General features: G+C 70.7%; 19 protein-coding genes. 11 read left to right on the top strand and 8 right to left on the bottom strand.

Going from position 1 to position 16,728, the window contains the following annotated elements:
- Nucleotides 1–109: 109 nt before the first annotated feature.
- The 3 genes from O0S08_RS09070 (at nucleotide 110) to O0S08_RS09060 (ending at nucleotide 4,263) form a co-directional block, all read left to right on the top strand.
- Nucleotides 110–1,978 carry a 2-oxoacid:acceptor oxidoreductase subunit alpha gene (locus O0S08_RS09070; protein WP_269038640.1) on the top strand — a complete coding sequence of 623 codons (1,869 nt, stop codon included), beginning with the start codon at nucleotides 110–112 and terminating at the stop codon, nucleotides 1,976–1,978.
- 32 nt (nucleotides 1,979–2,010) lie between these two features.
- On the top strand, nucleotides 2,011–3,063 hold the full coding sequence (locus O0S08_RS09065) for a 2-oxoacid:ferredoxin oxidoreductase subunit beta (RefSeq protein WP_269038639.1): 1,053 nt from the start codon (nucleotides 2,011–2,013) through the stop codon (nucleotides 3,061–3,063).
- Between the two features lie 234 nt (nucleotides 3,064–3,297).
- Complete coding sequence (locus O0S08_RS09060; protein WP_269038638.1) at nucleotides 3,298–4,263, top strand: hypothetical protein; 966 nt, start codon at nucleotides 3,298–3,300, stop codon at nucleotides 4,261–4,263.
- Between the two features lie 91 nt (nucleotides 4,264–4,354).
- Here O0S08_RS09060 and O0S08_RS09055 read toward each other — a convergent pair whose 3' ends face one another.
- The 4 genes from O0S08_RS09055 to O0S08_RS09040 all read right to left on the bottom strand — a co-directional run bounded on the left by O0S08_RS09055 (nucleotide 4,355) and on the right by O0S08_RS09040 (nucleotide 7,441).
- Nucleotides 4,355–4,615, bottom strand: coding sequence for a hypothetical protein (locus O0S08_RS09055; RefSeq protein WP_269038637.1), 261 nt, complete (start codon nucleotides 4,613–4,615; stop codon nucleotides 4,355–4,357).
- Nucleotides 4,616–4,625: 10 nt separating this feature from the next.
- Complete coding sequence (locus tag O0S08_RS09050) at nucleotides 4,626–5,381, bottom strand: tetratricopeptide repeat protein (protein ID WP_269038636.1); 756 nt, start codon at nucleotides 5,379–5,381, stop codon at nucleotides 4,626–4,628.
- Nucleotides 5,382–5,510: 129 nt separating this feature from the next.
- Entirely contained in the window at nucleotides 5,511–6,611 is a 1,101-nt protein-coding gene (gene ychF, locus O0S08_RS09045; protein ID WP_269038635.1) for a redox-regulated ATPase YchF, read from the bottom strand.
- Nucleotides 6,612–6,700: 89 nt separating this feature from the next.
- Nucleotides 6,701–7,441, bottom strand: coding sequence for a hypothetical protein (locus O0S08_RS09040; RefSeq protein WP_269038634.1), 741 nt, complete (start codon nucleotides 7,439–7,441; stop codon nucleotides 6,701–6,703).
- Nucleotides 7,442–7,721: 280 nt separating this feature from the next.
- On the opposite strand from O0S08_RS09040, the gene O0S08_RS09035 reads away from it, so the two are divergent.
- The 3 genes from O0S08_RS09035 (at nucleotide 7,722) to O0S08_RS09025 (ending at nucleotide 9,685) form a co-directional block, all read left to right on the top strand.
- Entirely contained in the window at nucleotides 7,722–7,955 is a 234-nt protein-coding gene (locus O0S08_RS09035) for a hypothetical protein (RefSeq protein WP_269038633.1), read from the top strand.
- A complete protein-coding gene (locus tag O0S08_RS09030; protein WP_269038632.1) occupies nucleotides 7,952–8,416 on the top strand; it encodes a MauE/DoxX family redox-associated membrane protein in 465 nt (154 codons plus the stop codon). The genes O0S08_RS09035 and O0S08_RS09030 overlap by 4 nt, the downstream gene beginning before the upstream one ends.
- 81 nt (nucleotides 8,417–8,497) lie before the next feature.
- On the top strand, nucleotides 8,498–9,685 hold the full coding sequence (locus O0S08_RS09025; protein WP_269038631.1) for an acyl-CoA dehydrogenase family protein: 1,188 nt from the start codon (nucleotides 8,498–8,500) through the stop codon (nucleotides 9,683–9,685).
- Between the two features lie 80 nt (nucleotides 9,686–9,765).
- On the opposite strand, the gene O0S08_RS09020 is transcribed toward O0S08_RS09025, so the two are convergent.
- Complete coding sequence (locus tag O0S08_RS09020) at nucleotides 9,766–9,921, bottom strand: hypothetical protein (RefSeq protein ID WP_267684802.1); 156 nt, start codon at nucleotides 9,919–9,921, stop codon at nucleotides 9,766–9,768.
- Between the two features lie 240 nt (nucleotides 9,922–10,161).
- On the opposite strand from O0S08_RS09020, the gene O0S08_RS09015 reads away from it, so the two are divergent.
- From O0S08_RS09015 to O0S08_RS09005, 3 genes are all read left to right on the top strand, one after another.
- Nucleotides 10,162–10,704 (top strand): ClpXP protease specificity-enhancing factor SspB, encoded by a 543-nt coding sequence (locus O0S08_RS09015; protein WP_269038630.1) that lies wholly within the window; start codon nucleotides 10,162–10,164, stop codon nucleotides 10,702–10,704.
- A 135-nt stretch (nucleotides 10,705–10,839) separates the two neighbouring features.
- Entirely contained in the window at nucleotides 10,840–11,136 is a 297-nt protein-coding gene (locus tag O0S08_RS09010; RefSeq protein WP_269038629.1) for a hypothetical protein, read from the top strand.
- 43 nt (nucleotides 11,137–11,179) lie between these two features.
- Entirely contained in the window at nucleotides 11,180–12,088 is a 909-nt protein-coding gene (locus tag O0S08_RS09005) for a tRNA threonylcarbamoyladenosine dehydratase (protein ID WP_269038628.1), read from the top strand.
- A gap of 127 nt (nucleotides 12,089–12,215) precedes the next feature.
- Here O0S08_RS09005 and O0S08_RS09000 read toward each other — a convergent pair whose 3' ends face one another.
- Nucleotides 12,216–13,346, bottom strand: coding sequence for an ArsA family ATPase (locus O0S08_RS09000; RefSeq protein WP_269038627.1), 1,131 nt, complete (start codon nucleotides 13,344–13,346; stop codon nucleotides 12,216–12,218).
- A gap of 66 nt (nucleotides 13,347–13,412) precedes the next feature.
- Here O0S08_RS09000 and O0S08_RS51030 point away from each other — a divergent pair, with 66 nt between their 5' ends.
- A complete protein-coding gene (locus O0S08_RS51030) occupies nucleotides 13,413–13,934 on the top strand; it encodes a biotin/lipoyl-containing protein (RefSeq protein WP_276082591.1) in 522 nt (173 codons plus the stop codon).
- 40 nt (nucleotides 13,935–13,974) lie between these two features.
- Here the strand turns inward: O0S08_RS51030 and O0S08_RS08990 are convergent, their stop codons facing one another.
- The gene (locus O0S08_RS08990) at nucleotides 13,975–14,940 is read right to left on the bottom strand and encodes an ArsA family ATPase (protein ID WP_269038626.1); all 966 of its coding nucleotides are present in this window, start codon (nucleotides 14,938–14,940) and stop codon (nucleotides 13,975–13,977) included.
- 160 nt (nucleotides 14,941–15,100) lie between these two features.
- Between O0S08_RS08990 and map the strand changes: the two genes are divergently transcribed.
- Complete coding sequence (gene map / locus O0S08_RS08985; protein WP_269038625.1) at nucleotides 15,101–15,892, top strand: type I methionyl aminopeptidase; 792 nt, start codon at nucleotides 15,101–15,103, stop codon at nucleotides 15,890–15,892.
- A 147-nt stretch (nucleotides 15,893–16,039) separates the two neighbouring features.
- Here the strand turns inward: map and O0S08_RS08980 are convergent, their stop codons facing one another.
- Nucleotides 16,040–16,711, bottom strand: a complete 672-nt coding sequence (locus O0S08_RS08980) for a hypothetical protein (RefSeq protein ID WP_269038624.1) — start codon at nucleotides 16,709–16,711, stop codon at nucleotides 16,040–16,042.
- Between the last annotated feature and the right edge of the window lie 17 nt (nucleotides 16,712–16,728).

Raw genomic sequence — 16,728 nt, 5'->3', positions numbered from 1 at the left:
CTTGTGCTGGCTCACGGGCCTGGCCCAGGGCCCGCGATGACAATGAAACCGGCCACGGCGCATACTCTTCACACGCGCGCTGCCACGGCTGCGCGCGCTCGTTGCGGTCATGGATACGTTCGCTTCCACAAATTCGACCTCCCAGCGCGAGCTCATCGAATCGGTCGTGATTCGCTTCGCCGGCGACTCCGGCGACGGCATGCAGCTCACCGGCTCACAGTTCTCCGACACGACCGCGCTGATGGGCAACGACCTGTCGACGCTGCCCGACTTCCCGGCCGAGATCCGCGCCCCCGCGGGCACGACTTTCGGCGTGTCGGGCTTCCAGGTCCACTTCGCCGCGCACGACATCATGACGCCGGGCGACGCGCCCGACGTGCTGGTGGCGATGAACCCGGCGGCGCTCAAGGTCAACCTGCGCGACCTCAAGCCCGGCGGCCTCCTCGTCGTCAACACCGGCGCGTTCACTGCGGGCAACCTCAAGAAGGCCGGCTACGACAAGAACCCGCTCGAGGACAGCAGCCTCGACGGCTACCGCCTGCTCAAGATCGACATCACCAAGCACACGCTGCAGTCGGTCGAGTCGTTCGGCCTCGGCAACAAGGAGGCTGTGCGCGCCAAGAACATGTGGACGCTCGGCCTGATGATGTGGATGTTCGGGCGCGAGCGCGAGAGCACCGCCGAGTGGCTGCGCGGCAAGTTCGCCAAGAACCCGAACATCGCCGAGGCCAACATCGCCGCGCTCAACGCCGGCCACGTCTACGGCGAGACCGCCGAGATGCCGCAGGGCATCCACGCCTACGAGGTCCCCAAGGCCAGACTGCAGGAGGGCCACTACCGCAACGTCACCGGCAACGAGGCGACCGCGTGGGGTCTGCTCACGGGCGGCAAGCTGGCCGGCCTCGAGCTCGTGCTCGGCAGCTACCCGATCACGCCGGCCTCGACGATCCTGCACAGCCTGTCGAACCTGCGCGCCTACGGCATCACCACCTTCCAGGCCGAGGACGAGATCGCGGCGGTGTGCGCGGCGATCGGCGCCTCGTACGCCGGCGCGCTCGGCATCACCACCACCTCGGGCCCCGGCCTCGCGCTCAAGACCGAGGCGATCGGCCTCGCGGTCTCGACCGAGCTGCCGCTGGTCGTCGTCGACGTCCAGCGCGGCGGCCCCTCGACCGGCCTGCCGACCAAGACCGAGCAGAGCGACCTCCTGTTCGCGGTCTACGGCCGCAACGGCGACTGCCCGCTGGTCGTGCTGGCCGCCTCGACCCCCGGCGACTGCTTCACCATGGCGGTCGAGGCCGTGCGCCTCGCAACCAAGTACATGACCCCGGTCATCCTCCTGACCGACGGCTTCTTGGCCAACAGCGCCGAGCCGTGGAAGATCCCGGACATCAACAGCTTCGAGCCCTTCCCGGTCAAGCACCGCACCGAGCCGGCCGGCTTCCACCCGTTCCTGCGCGACCCGCAGACCCTCGCGCGCAACTGGGCCGTCCCCGGCACCCCGGGCCTCGAGCACCGCATCGGCGGCCTCGAGAAGAACTACGACTCGGGCAACATCTCGTACGACCCGGACAACCACCACAAGATGGTCAAGGTCCGCGCGGCCAAGATCGCCGGCGTCGGCGACGACATCCCGCTGCAGAAGATCGACCAGGGCGACGACAGCGGCGACCTGCTGGTCGTCGGCTGGGGCTCGACCTACGGCGCCATCAGCTCGGCCGTGCTCGGCGCGCGCAAGGCCGGCCTCAAGGTCTCGCACGCGCACATCCGCTACATGCACCCGATGCCGAAGAACCTCGGCGAGGTGCTCAAGCGCTTCAAGCACGTCCTCGTGCCCGAGATGAACAACGGCATGCTGGTCAAGATCCTGCGCAGCGACTACCTGGTCGACGCGCGCGGCCTCAACAAGATCGCCGGCCAGCCGTTCAAGATCGCCGAGATCGAGGCCGAGATTCGCGGCCTGCTCGCCTCCGCCTGATCGCCTTCCCGAGAGCTTTTGGAGTCACGACGATGACGCCCCTCGATCCTCCCAACCCGCCGCTGACCCGCAAGGACTTCACCTCCGACCAGGAGGTCCGCTGGTGCCCCGGTTGTGGCGACTACGCCATCCTCGCGGCGGTCCAGCGCATGCTCCCCGAGCTCGGGGTGCGGCGCGAGAACACCGTGTTCATCTCCGGCATCGGCTGCTCGAGCCGGTTCCCGTACTACATGAACACGTACGGCTTCCACACGATCCACGGCCGCGCGCCGGCGATCGCCACCGGCCTCAAGCTCGCCAACCCGCAGCTCGACGTCTGGCTGATCACCGGCGACGGCGACGGCCTCAGCATCGGTGGCAACCACCTGATGCACCTCCTGCGGCGCAACCTCAACCTGCAGATCATCCTGTTCAACAACCGGATCTACGGCCTCACCAAGGGCCAGTACTCGCCGACGTCGCTGCTCGGCAAGCGCTCGCCGTCGTCGCCGATGGGCTCCGTCGACAACCCGATCGCCCCGGCCGCGTTCGCGCTCGGCTGCGGCGCCCGCTTCGTCGCCCGCGGCGTCGACACCGACGCCAAGAACCTGATCGCCACGCTGACGCGCGCGCACGAGTTCCAGGGCACCGGCTTCGTCGAGGTGTTCCAGAACTGCCCGGTCTTCAACGACGGCGCCTTCGACCACTTCACGGCCAAGGACGTCGCGGCGCAGCAGCAGCTGCACCTCGAGCACGGCAAGCCGATGCGCTTCGGCGACGACAAGGGCCTGCGCCTGCGCCCCGGCAGCCTCGACATCGAAGTCGTCACCGTCGGCGAGAACGGCGTGACCGAGGCCGACCTGCTGGTCCACGACGAGACCAACCGCGCGCAGGCGTTCCTGCTCGCCAACCTCGAGCCCCCGGCCTTCCCGGTCGCCGTCGGCGTGCTGTTCCGCAGCGACGAGAACCTCGTCCCGTTCGAGGTCGGCATGCACGAGCAGAACAAGCAGGCGCGCGCGCGCGGGCTCGGCGACATCAACGCCCTCATGCGCAAGGGTCACACGTGGAAGGTCGACGGCGACCCCACGGGTGATCAGCCCGGCTGAGCGCGCTGGCCCGCGCACCCGCTCGCCCGCACGCGCCTCGCGATCGCGTGCGTGTCTGCACGAGCGACGCGATCGCTGGCCGGTCCCTGTCGCTCGATGCCCGTGTAGGAGCCTCTACACGAGTCTCAGCGTGGAAGTACGCGCGCTGCGCGGTGGCGCGGCGCGCGTACTTTTTCGCGAAGAATCAACCACGCGCCCCTGTCGTCGGACGGATTGATTCCACAGGATCGAGTCATGCAACGACGCTCTCTGCCTTCTTCCTTCTTGGCTTCTGTCTTCTCCTTCGCCACGGCCTTCGCGCTCGGCTGCGTGATCACGGTGGGACCTGGTGGGGATGACGCCGGCATCCACGACTGCGGCAGCCTGCTCGCCAACAACGACGCCAACTGCGTCTGCAACCCCGGCTACGAGCGCTGCAACCCCAACACCGACGACACCGACTGCTGCGAGAAAGAGGGCAAGGGCGGCCAGTGCGAGCCGAACAGCACCCTCTCCGGCGACCAGTGCTTCTGCGACGTCGGCTACACGTGGTGCAACCCCAGCGACGACGCCGACCTGACCTGCTGCCCCGACGACGGCCAGACCTCGCAGGGCACCGAGGGGACCGACGGCGAGACCGACGGCACCACGACCGAGCAGCTCCCGACCACCAGCGCGGGCACCACCAGCACCCCCGAGGAGTGCCTCGAGGCGGTCGAGCCCCCGGCCACGTGCAACCCGGACACCGAGTCGTTCTTCTGCACCAACCCCGACACCTGCGGCCCCTACGGCAGCAAGCAGTACTACTGCGAGGGCGGCGTGTGGGTCGAGGACACCACGCTCGACGACACCTGCAAGCTCGACGGCTACGACTTCTCGTACGGCTGCGTCGACGACGGCACGAGCATCTACACCGAGTGCGGCAGCGGCTCCGGCGCGGCCTGCTCCGGCGACGTCCCGAGCTGCCTCGACGCCAACACCTGGGCCGGCTGCAAGTGGGGCAAGACCACCGAGGCCGACTGCTTCAAGCTCTGCACCGAGACCGGCGACGACATGGGCGCCACCTACGACTTCGGCTCGTGCGAGGTCCAGGACGGCACGGCCGTGTGCGCCTGCTGCGACGAGGGCGAAGAGGGCTGCCCGATCAACGAGACCGGCACCGACACCGACACCGACACCAGCAGCACCGGCGGCGACAGCACCAGCAGCAGCACCGGCTAGCCGCTCCGGCCAGCCTGCTCAAGCTGTCCGCTCGGGCATGTCCAGGAGTCCATGAATGAACGGACAGGTCCTTTCGGACCTGTCCGTTCGTTCATCCGCGCCAGCGGACCAGCCGCGCCTGGCCGCTGTGCTTCAGCACCCGCGCCAGCTTGAGCAACTCGTTCGCCACCCACGGGTCGTCGGGCACCGGCGCGAGCGTCGCCTGCCCGGCCTGGTCCCACGTCAACGCGGCCGTGATCGTCGCCCCCCCGGCGACGTACACGTTCGCGCGGTAGCGCAGCGACTCGCCGGGCTCGCGCTCGCACACGAAGCGCGCGCCGGCCGAAGGATGCAGCTCCTGGCTCGAGACCACCGGCGCTCCTTCAGAACCGCAGGCCCAGGCCCATCGGGGCCTCGCCGCGCGTGGGGCCGATGTTGCCGAGCTCGGCCGGGCCTCGCTCGTCGCGCCTGCTCGCCAGCACCCCGGCAGTGACGCCGCCCGCGACCGCGAGCACGCCGACGACGATGACCCCCCAGAACCAGCCCTTCTTGTAGACCGGCTGCTTGCTCGGCGGCGGCATGTCGCCGCCGCGCGGCGGCGGGGCGCTGTCGGCCTGGGTCGGCCCCTCGGCGGGCGTGGCGGCGGGCGTGCGCGCGGCGATCTCCGCCAGCTGCTCGTCGATCTTGGCGATCTGCGCCTCGGCGTCGTCGCGCTGCTCCTGATCCATCTTCGGATCGTCGGCCAGCGCCTTGAGGTAGTTCTGGAACAGCCGCCGGGCCTTCCGCAGATGGCCGGCGTCGTTCGACAGGCCGTACCACTGCGTGTACGCCAGGCCGAGGTTGTAGAGCAGGTACGGGTGGTTCGACAGCGCGTAGCTGCGCTCGAAGTGGACGATCGCCTGCTCGTAGTTGCCGAGCGCGTAGGCCTGCGTGCCGGCCTTGTACTCGACCGCCGGATCGTTCGACAGCGGCACCTTCGAGGTCGCCTGCTCGCCCTCGCCGGCTGTCCCCGCGACCCTGTCCCCAGAGACAGCTGGCTCGACGACCACGCGCGCGCGCGCGCCTGTCGGGGTGAACACCATCGCCGCCGCGAGCGCGACGGCGAGCGAGCGACACGAGGACCGCGCAACCTGGTTCACGGCGCGAGCGTGCCATCGCCCGTCGGCAAATGCCACACCCCACCCGGGAGGTCCGCGCCGCGTGTCCGCCAGCGCATTCCGCGCAACTTGCGCCATCACCATCTTGACAACCTGGCCTTCGGGCCAGTTTCAGACGTTGAAGCGGAAGTGCATGACGTCGCCGTCCTGAACCACGTACTCCTTGCCTTCGACGCGGAGCAGGCCCTTGGCCTTGACGGCGGCCTCGGAGCCGAGACGGACCAGGTCCTCCCAGCCCTGGACCTCGGCGCGGATGAAGCCCCGCTCGAAGTCGGTGTGGATCTTGCCGGCCGCCTGGGGGGCGTGGGTGCCGCGGCGGATGGTCCAGGCGCGGACCTCCTGCTTGCCGGCGGTGAAGAAGGTGATGAGTTCGAGGAGCGCGTAGGCCTGGCGGATCAGGCGGTTCAGGCCCGGCTCGGTGGCGCCGAGGCCGTCGAGGAACTCGCGCCGCTCGTCCGGCGAGAGGCCGACGATCTCGGCCTCGATGGCCGCCGAGATCACCACCACCTCGGACTTCTCGCGCGCCGCCAGCTCGACCACCTTGGCCACCAGCGGGTCGGACGTGCCGGCCGATAGCTGCGACTCGGCGACGTTGGCGGCGTACAGCATCGGCTTGGCGGTCAGCAGCGTCAGCGACTTCATCACCTCGCGCGACTCGTCGTCGAGCTCGATCGTCCGCGCCGGCTGGCCGCGGTTCATCGCCGCCAGCAGCTTCTCGCAGGTCGCCGCCGCCAGCTTCTCGGCCTTGTCGCCGCCCTTCGAGTTCTTGACCGCCTTCTGCAGCCGCGCCTCGACCGACTGGATGTCGCGCAGCAAGAGCTCGGTGTTGATCACCTCGGCGTCGTCGACCGGGTCGACCTTGCCGTGCACGTGCACGATCCCGCTGTCGTCGAAGCAGCGGACCACGTGGACGATCGCGTCGACGTTGCGGATGTGGCTGAGGAACGCGTTGCCCTTGCCCTCGCCCTGGCTCGCGCCCTTGACCAGGCCGGCGATGTCGACGAACTCGACCGCCGTCGGCACCTCCTTCAGCGGCTCGAACAGCTTGATCAGCGCGTCCATCCGCGGGTCCGGCACCGGGACCACGCCGATGTTGGGATCGATCGTGCAGAACGGGTAGTTGGCCGCCTGGGCGCCGGCGTTGGACAGCGCGTTGAACAGGGTGGACTTGCCGACGTTGGGCAGACCGACGATTCCGACAGCGAGCGACATGAGCCGCGGGGAGGTAGCACGATCTCCAGCGCTCCGCGAACCGGGTTTTCACACGTGCGCAGGCGGCGCGCAACCGCCCGGAGCCGGCGCTAGAACCGGTACTCCACGATGAGCGGCAGGACCTCCATGCCGATCAGGAAGTTGGCGTTGGTCTCGGGCTGCTTGGCCAGCGGGCGGTCGCGGGAGATCGTGAAGCCGAGGACGAGGTTCACGTCGAGCCCGAGGGCCAGGTTGCGCAGCAGGAAGATCCGCAGGCCGCCGCCGCCGCGGACGCTCAGCGACCAGGTGCGCTCGCGGGACTGCTGGCGCGACTCGGTGATGTACGGGTACCACCAGGCCCCGCCGTTGAGGCCCACGCGGGCGATCGGCACCAGGTACGGGTGGTCCTTGAGGAACCACTTGTGAGCGTAGCCGAGGCCGAGGTCGAAGCCCGCGACCGTGCCGCGGTTGCACGAGCCCATGGAAGCACCGAGGCCGCACTCCGGCAGGCGGAAGGTGTGCCAGTCGCCGCGGTCGAGCAGGCCGGCGATCTGCACGTAGACCCAGTGCGCCTTGTACAGCTGGCGCTCGTACTGGAAGCCGATCCGGACCCGCGGCAAGTAGCCGGCGAAGCCGACCTGGACCGGCAGCAGCGCCGTGATCGCGTTGCCGCCGATGATGTTCTCCGGCAGCTCGAAGCCCGACTTCTTGGGGCCGCTGGCCGAACCGCTGGTGCCGCCGGTGGTGCTGGCCTTGCCGCCCACCGTCACCGGAGCGGCCTCGGCGGCGCGCGGCAGCAGCGCCAGCGCGCACAGCAGGGTCCACAGCACGAACAGCTTGCGTTGGGTCATGGGCGAGGCTCCTGGCGCTCCCGACCGCGGGGGCCGGGAAGGACGACGGGCCCGGACGGCCCCTGGAGATGTCCAGGGCCCCGGCGGCATCGCCGCCTGCGCGGGCGCGCCCGCAAGGGTAGCACTGCACCCGCAGGCGCCAGCAAATTCCCGGCATCCGCCGCGGCGAGGCCGACAGGACGAGGGCTGCCGCACGAGCGCCGGCCCGGGGTGCGCGGGCGCGTCGCAGCGCGTCGTTCGCGGAATAAGGCCGCCCAGCCGGTGTTAGGCTTGGAGTCCCATGCGTCGTGACGTCCGCGAATTGCTCGCGCTGCTCGCCGCCGGCCTCGTCCTCGGCCTCGTGCACCTGGCCTTGCGGCCAGATCTGCCGTGGGTCCCGGCTCCCCGGGTCGAGGAGACCATGTGCGGCGAGGCCGAGCTCCCGCTCGAGCAACCCGCCGCGTCCGAGGCGCCCGCCGCCTCGTTCGCGCCCGCCACGCCGATGTCCAGCCCCGGCCCGGAGGATGTCCGATGAGCCAGGTCCAAGAGGACATGTCCGATCAGGCATCCAAGTGGCGGCGCGGCGGCATCTGGGCCCTGCGCCTGGTCGTCGCCGGCGTCTTGCTGGCCGCGGCCGCGCCCAAGCTGGCCGACCCGGTCGCGTTCGCGGCCAAGCTGCCCAACTACCGCCTGTTCCCCGACTTCCTCGTCAACGTGGTCGCCACCACCGCGCCGATGCTCGAGCTGCTGGCCGCGCTGGCGCTGCTGAGCGGGCGGCTGTACCGGGGCGGCGTGTGGCTGGCGGTCGGGCTGATGGCGATCTTCACGGTGCTGATCGGCTCGGCGCTGGCGCGGGGGATCGACCTCGACTGCGGCTGCTTCGGCAACGCCGTCCAGGCCGAGCCGGTCGGCGCCCTCGACCTCGTGCGGAACGTCGTCTTGCTCGGCCTCACCCTGGTGCTGGCGCTCGACCTCGGGCGTGAGCCGGCGCGGTGAGGAGCTTCACGCGCCGGCGAGCGTGTCAGTCTCACTTCGGGGCCGCGGGAGCCGCCGGGCGCGCGTGGTAGACACGCCTCGATGTCCGGCGTCCCGTACCTGCTGTCGATCGACCACCTGCTCTCCGACGAGGAGCGCCTGACCTGGCAGGCCGCGCGGGACTTCGGGACCCGGCGGATCGCCCCCGTCATCGAGCAGCACTACGAGCGCGGCACCTTCCCGCGCGAGCTCATCCCCGAGTTCGCGGCCATGGGCTTCCTCGGCGCCCCGCTGCACGGCTACGGCTGCGCCGGCATGAACCCCGTCGCCTACGGCCTGACGATGATCGAGCTCGAGCGGCAGGACAGCGGGATCCGCAGCTTCTGCTCGGTCCAGTCGGCGCTGGCGATGTGGCCGATCTTCGCCTACGGCGACGAGGCCCAGCGCGAGCGCTGGCTGCCCGGCATGGCCCGCGGCGAGATCATCGGCGCCTTCGGTCTGACCGAGCCCAACAGCGGCAGCGACCCCGGCTCGATGCGCACCCACGCCCGCCAGCACGAGGCCGGCGGCGACTACGTGCTGTCCGGCCAGAAGATGTGGATCACCAACAGCCCGATCGCCGACGTGCTGGTGGTGTGGGCCAAGACGCTCGACTTCGGCAGCGACACGCCGGTGATCCGCGGCTTCCTCGTCGAGCGCGGCATGGCCGGCCTGCAGACCCCGGAGACCCACGGCAAGCTCAGCCTGCGCGCCTCGATCACCGGCGAGATCGTGCTCGACGAGGTGCGCGTCCCGAAGGCCAACCTGTTGCCCGGCGTGCAGGGCCTCAAGGGCCCGCTCGGCTGCCTCACGCAGGCCCGCTACGGCATCGGCTGGGGCGCCGTCGGTGCGGCCATGAGCGTGTACGAGCGGGCGCGCGAGTACACCTTGCAGCGCACCCAGTTCGGGCGGCCGATCGCCGGCTTCCAGCTGACGCAGCAGAAGCTCGTCGAGCTGCACAACGAGATCGGCAAGGGCCTCCTGCTCGCCTATCACTTCGGCCGGCTCAAGCAGGACGGCAAGCTCAGCCCCGAGCAGGTCTCGTACCTCAAGCGGGACAACGTGCGCATGGCCCTCGAGTCCGCCCGCACCGCCCGCTCGATGCTCGGCGGCAACGGCATCATGGGCGAGTTCCACATCATGCGGCACCTGTGCAACCTCGAGACGGTCTACACCTACGAGGGCACCCACGAGATCCACACTCTGGCGATCGGTCGCGCCCTGACGGGCCTCGCCGCCTTCAATGGCTGAACGCGCGCCGCTTGCATGCGCAACGTCGTCACGTTGCGACGACGCGAGCGCGTACGCGGCCGTCGTGCGGCCTCACTGGGTCACCACGTCAGCGGGATGACGCCCTGGACCACGAGGCCGATGAGCACCAGCGACAGCGACAGGATGAGCACGAAGAACCCGGTCGACGGCGCCGCGCCCGGCGTCGCGGGCGAGGGCGCGTGGCAGGAGCAATAACCGGGGCCGTGGATCTGCATCGGGCTGATTTCAGCTTAGCACGCCCGCGCCGGTCGGGGGCAAATCGAGCCTGGCGGGGGCGGCCGTGCGGACACGCGGACGCTGAGCAACGGGCTGCGCGGCGAGCGGACTTGCGACGCGCCGCCACGGACGAGCCACCGCCGAAGCGAGCTGCGGGCCCGCGGTGGTGGCCCCGGCGCCGCGCGGAAAAGGCCGCGACCCTCGCCAGTCCGGTCGACTTCCGCTAGCTTAGGCGGGCCATGGTGCACCCTGTCCAGAGTGTCATCGAGTCGCTGTACGCGGCTGGTCGCTGCCCACGCCTTCACGTCGACGCGACCCACGCCTCCGTGACGGTGCCGGACTTCATCCGCCAGCAGTGGCGAGAGCGGCTCATCATCGACCTCGACGCCAGCTATCCGCTCGACCTCGTGTTCGGCGAGACCGGTCTCGCGGCCGATCTCTCGTTCGGCGGGCACGTGACCCGCTGCTCGTTCCCCTGGGAGTCGATCTATATCGTCACCGACCGTTCGACCGGCCGCGGCATCGTCCTCGACCGCCACGTCCCCGAGTCCGTCAAGCGTCAGGCTGCCGGTCAGCAGCCGACCCCGGCCTTCGACAACGCGATCAGCAAGATCGAGCCGCCGGCCGAGCCCAAGCCCGAGCTGCGGCGCGTCGAGGCCGAGCCTGCCGCGGAGGAGCCGGCCGTGGCCGAAGCCGCACCGCCCGCCGCCGCGCCCAGCCCGAGCGACGATCAGGCCAAGAAGCGGCGCGCGGCCTTCCGCGTCATCGACGGCGGCGGTTGATCGGCCGACGTGGCACGATCGTTCTTCACCGCGATCGCGACCTTGCGACGATCGCCGCGCTCGCACCACAGCCCGGTCGGCCGGCGCACGGCCGCCTGACCTGGCGCTCACCCTTCGCCCCAGAGGAGCCCGGCCATGAAGCTCGCGGCCACCTTCGTCACCCTCTTCCTCGCGCTGCTCGCGGCGCTGTGGATCGCCTTCGTCCGCGCCCCCGCGCCGCATGAAGTGTGTCAGCGCAAGGCCGACATCCTGCGCGCCGAGGCCGGCGGCGAGCACGGCGAGGCGGTCGAGAACCTGCTCGACCAGTACCGCCTCGGCTGTCGCAAACAGGCCGAGGCGCTGCTCCAGCTGCGCGGCAAGCTCGTCTACGCGCGTCACGCCAAGTGTGTGATGGCGGCGCGTACGTTGGCTGACGCCGAGCGGTGCGGCTGAGCCCTCGACCCGCGGGACCGGACCTCTATACTCCGGCCTCGCCATGACCACGCAGTTCATCCCGAGCGCCGGCCTGTTCCCCGCGCGGAAGGCCGCCGCCCCGGCCGTCGCCGACGCCGCCCCGGCCGTCGCCGACGACGAGACCAGCACCTACAAGCTCCACCGCCGCTTCGACCGCATGGGACGGCTCGTCGGCGACGCCGGCATGCAGCGGCTGTTCGGCAGCCACGTGATGGTCGTCGGCCTCGGCGGCGTCGGCAGCTGGGCCGCCGAGTCGCTGGCGCGCAGCGGCGTCGGCAAGCTCACGATCGTCGACTTCGACCTGATCTGCGTGACCAACGCCAACCGCCAGCTGCACGCGGTGCGCGGCACCACCGGCAAGCCCAAGGCCGCGGTCATGGCCGAGCGCCTGCGGCTCATCAACCCGCGCTGCGAGGTCGTGCCGCGCCAGGAGTTCTACAACGCCGCCGCGAGCGACGACCTGCTGGCCGGCGGGCCCGACCTGGTCGTCGACGCGATCGACAACCTGGCCGCGAAGACGCACCTGATCTCCACCTGTCGCAAGCGACAGATCTCGCTGGTCGTCTCGGGCGGCGCGTCGGGCCGGATGGACCCGACGCAGATCCGGATCGCCGACCTCAACGCCGTCGAGAACGATCCCTTCCTGGCCGCCACGCGCAAGCTGCTGCGCAAGCACCACGAGTTCCCCCACCGCGACAAGGAGTCGTGGGGGATCCCCGCCGTCTACTCGCCCGAGCCCGCCCGCGACCCGCTCGAGCTCGACTACGACGGCGGCGAGGGCTTCCGCTGCGTCTGCCCCCAGGGCGAGAACGACCTCCACGGCTGCATGCACCGCAACGTCATCTACGGCACCGCCAGCTTCGTCACCGGCGCCTTCGGCCTCGCGTGCGCCAGCGCGGCCGTCCGCACCCTGCTCGCCCAGCCGCTCTGAATTCCTCGTCATGAACAGGGGGCGTGCTCTCGTCGAGAGCATGCCCCTTTGTACATGTCCGAAAGGACATGCCTGTTCAGGAATGTCCTCTCGAACATGCCTGTTCGGACTGCACAGCCATTCGCGCTCAGCTGCCCCAGCGGACGAACTGGGCCACCAGCTGGGCCAGGTCGTCGACGGAGGTCGGCGCCGGGTCGCGCAGCGGCAGCAGCCACAGCGGCAGGCGCGGGTAGGCGCCGGTCAGCGCCTGCCCGGCCGCGACCGACTGCTCGCCCTGGACGCGCAGGCCGGCGTACACGCCGAGCACCCGCTGCAACATGTCCTCGAGGACAGCCGGCTCCACCTGCTCCGCCAGCGTCGCCCGGACCGCCTCCGGCGGCGGCGGCGGCGGGAACGGCGGCAGCACGCGGTTGAGGACCACGCTGTCGACCCGCAGGCCGCGCTCGTGGAGCACGCGGAGGAAGTCGAGCGCCTCGCGCACGCTGAGCGGCGAGGCGGACGTCGCCAGCACCACCCCCGTCTCGGGCGACGTGAGCAACGTCGAGAAGTCGCCGCCGCGCTGCTGGAAGGCGGATAACACCCCGGAGAAGTCGCGCAGGAACGCCCCCAGCTCGGCCAGGAATTCGCCGCCGCCGATCGCCCCGAGGGCCTTCAGCACCACCCCGTTGCCCACCCCTAACAGGCGCGCGCCGATCTTGCCGCCGCCGGTGAGGATCCGCGTCGCCGGGTTGGTCACGACCTCGTGGATCCGCTCGGGCGCGCTGAGGAAGTCGATCGCGTTGGCGGTCGGCGGCGTGTCGAGCACGATCAGGTCGTAGCGGCGCTCCGCGTGCAGGATCTGCAGCTGGGCCATCGCCGCGTACTCGAGCGCGCCGCCGAGGTTCTCGGCGATCGCGCGGTAGATCGGGTTCTGCGTGATCTGGCGGGCCGCCGCCGGGGTCTCGGCGTAGGCGCGGACGATGCGGTCGAACACCACGTCGGGGGCCAGCAGCAGCGCGTGCAGGCTGCCCTGCCCGCCCTCCGGCAGCGGCACCGGCAGCTCCTCGCCGGCGCGGGCCCGGTCTTGGCCGAGCGCCTGCGCCAGCCGGCGCGACGGGTCGATCGTCACCACCAGCACGCGCTTGCCCTGGCGCGCCGCCCCGAGCGCCAGCGCCGCCGCGCAGGTCGTCTTGCCGACGCCGCCCGGGCCGACGCACAGCAGCACGCGGCGCGACGGCCCCGCGGACAGCGGGTCCCCTCCTGGTCTGGGTGAGGTCATCGCCGGACCACCGTCCCGCTGCGGGGCGTGGACGCGCCCGAAAGAAATGACGTAGTCTCGCCGACCGTGAGCGCGAGCAGAGAGTTTGTCGTGCGAGTCGGCGAGCGCGAGCTCGTCGCCAGAGTGACCGCCTCCGACCCGCCGGTCGTCGTCGTCGACGGCGTCGCCCACGAGGTCACCGCGATCGCCGGCGGGCGCAGCCACGTGCGCGTGCAGGGCGAGGCGGCCCAGCGGATCGTCAGCCTCGACGGCCAGGCCTCGCCGACCGCCGCGTCCGTCGGCGGCGTCGCCGTCGCGCTCGACGTCCGCACCGCCCAGGCCGCCGCTCGTGACGCCGCCCTCGCGGCCGGTCGCACCGGCGGCGCCGGCGGCGGGCTCGTCAAGGCGCCGATGCCCGGCCGGGTCGTCCGCGTGCTCGTCAGCGCCGGCCAGAGCGTCGAGCGCGGCACCCCGCTCGTCATCGTCGAGGCGATGAAGATGGAGAACGAGCTCCTGGCCACCACCGCGGGCGTGGTCAAGGTCGTCCACGTCGGCGAGGGCGTCGCCGTCGACGCCGGCCAGGCCCTGATCGAGCTCGACCCGTCCTGAAGGTCATGTCCTGAGGGACCTGTCCGATTGACCATCTGATTCACGCCGCCCTCCGCGGCTCGAGCGTCGCCAGCACGTCTTCGACGTCGGCCAGTCCGGCGAAGCCCTGGAAGCGCCACGGCAGCGAGACGACCGGCGGCACGCGGCGACCCGCGGCCTGTTCGCCGGCCAGCCAGGCCTCGACGTGACCGCGCTGGCGGGCCGCCTGTTGCGCGACGACACGGGTCGCGGCGAGCGTGCGCGCGACCTGGCCGTCGGGGTCGAGCTCGGCCGGGCCGGCCTGGAACGCGGGCAGCTCGGGCCAGGTGCCGTTGACGAAGATCCCGCCGATGTTGACGCGCGACTCGCTGCGCAGCGACGCCGCCATCTCGCCCAGCTCGGTCAGCGGCCAGCGGTCGGGCAGGCCGACCAGCACCGCCGTCGTCACCGACGGGTCTTCGAGGCTCGCTTGCATCTGCGTGGCCTCGCGCGGCAGCGGGCCGACGCGGACCGTCTTGAGGATCGCTTGCGGGATCCCGAGCGTGTAGCGGAGGTGGCCCGTCGCCGGCCCGTCGAACACCACCACGTCGAAGCTGCGCGCGTGCACCGCCTCGTGCCAGATCTTGCCGAGCACCGCGAAGTCGTCGAGGCCGGGCACTGCGCGGACGAGGCGACGGATGGGCGCGCTGTCGAAGACTGCGCCGGCGATCCGCTCGCTGCGCAGCACCAGCGCCCCGTACTCGCGGACGCACACCGTGGGCACCACGCGCTGGATGTAGAGGCCGGGGCCTGCGACCGACGGCGTCTCGGCGAGCGTGCGTTGACCGAGCATCCAGGCCAGGCGGTCGTCGAGGCCGACTGTCGCCACCAGCACCCGCCGGCCGCGCCGGGCCAGGGACAGGCCGAGGAGCGCGGCGACCGTCGTTCTACCGACGCCGCCCTTGCCGCTGACGACCAGCAGCTGGCGCTGGGCGAGGGCATCGAGGACGGCTCCGAACCCGGAGGCGGGGGCGCTGGAGACAGCCATGGGGCGGGGCGAACCTTGGCACAGACCCGGGCCGCTCGCTACCAGAAGGCGCCAAACCCTCACGTGCGCCTGCCCTCCTGGGGAGGTCTCCGGACGCGCCCTTGACCTCCCCGCCGCTGGCGACCATTCTCCGCGCACGATCGGCCGGGAGATTACGGACGTGGCAGTCGAGATCAAGAGCAAGCGTGACATCGAGAAGATGCGGGCCACGTGCCGGCTGGCGGCCTCGGTGCTCGATCATATCGCCCCGCACGTCGTCCCCGGCGTCACTACCGGCCAGCTCGACAAGATCTGCCACGAGTACATCGTCAGCCACGGCGCCTATCCGTCGCCGCTCAATTACAAGGGCTTCCCGCGCTCGATCTGCACCTCCGTCAACGAGGTCATCTGCCACGGGATCCCGGGCGACCGTGTCCTCGCCGCCGGCGACATCGTCAACATCGACATCACCACCACCCTCGACGGCTACTTCGGCGACTGCTCCGACATGTTCATCGTCGGCGGCAGCACCAGCCCCGAGGCGCAGCAGCTGGTCGACGTCACCCGCGAGTCGCTGTGGCTGGGCATCGCCGAGGTCGGGCCGACCAAGCGGATCGGCGACATCGGCGCGGCGATCTACGAGTTCGCCCACGGCCGCCACGGCTACGGCGTCGTCGAGGCCTTCTGCGGCCACGGCATCGGCCGCGAGTTCCACATGCCGCCGCAGGTCTCGCACGTCGGCAAGCGCGGCAACGGCCTGCGCATGAAGCCGGGCATGACCTTCACCATCGAGCCGATGATCAACCTCGGCACCCCCCACTGCGACATCCTGGCCGACGGCTGGACCGCCGTCACCAAGGACAGCAAGTGGAGCGCCCAGGTCGAGCACACCATCCTCGTCACCGACCACGGCTTCGAGGTCCTCACCCTGCGCGACGCCTCCTGGCGGCCCAGCTGGGCCCGCGCCAGCTGATGTCCCGCGGGACATGACCTGAGGGGCATGTCCGTCGAGACATTCCCCTGTGGACATATCTCCAGAGGCACCCGCCGCATCGACCAAACGAAGAGCCGCCCGTCGTCGACGGGCGGCTCTCTCGTCATCGCGTCCCCGGCGGCCCGCTCAGCGCTGCAGCGACACGCGGAAGTACGGCATGATCGACTTCCAGTCCTGCGCGATCGCGCGGGTGTCGCCGTACGGGTACTCCATGCGGGCGATGTAGAGCACATCGCCGTACGGGAACATGAACTGCTGGATCTCGCGGGTCGCGTTGCCCGACTCGTCGGTCACCTGCAGCTTGGCGTAGATGCCGGTCTTGTCGAAGTAGCCGTCGTTGAACGACAGGTCCTCGATGCTGAGGCCGCGCTCCTGGTACTGGTTGCGGTAGAAGGCGACCGCGCGCTCGTCGACGGGCCGCTCCTTGGGCGCCAGGTAGAAGGTCAGCGCGATCATCTCGCTGTCGGACGACGCGCTGGCGCCGAGGTCCTCGTCGGAGCTCGAGGTGCCGGCCGACGAGCAGGACGCCACGGTCACCCACTCCGGGTTGCTCTCGAGCTCACCCTTGGAGTGGCCGGTCTCCTCGCAGTTCTTGAACACGTAGAGGGTGTCGGGGATCTCGAACTCGAGGCCGATCTGAGGGATCTTGATGATGTTGCCCTCTTTCTTGCCGCTGCTCGGATTGTCGATCCACTGCCGCGCCTCGGACTGCTTCCCCTTGCGGCGGGATCCGCTGCCGCCGCAGCCGGACGCCGCGAACGAACCGGCCGCAACGGCCAGCGCGAGAGCAAGGGACACGTTCTTGGGGAAGCTAC

The organism is Nannocystis punicea (assembly GCF_026965555.1).
GTDB classification, from domain to species: domain Bacteria; phylum Myxococcota_A; class Polyangia; order Nannocystales; family Nannocystaceae; genus Nannocystis; species Nannocystis punicea.
This window is presented reverse-complemented; position numbering and strand designations above follow the sequence as displayed.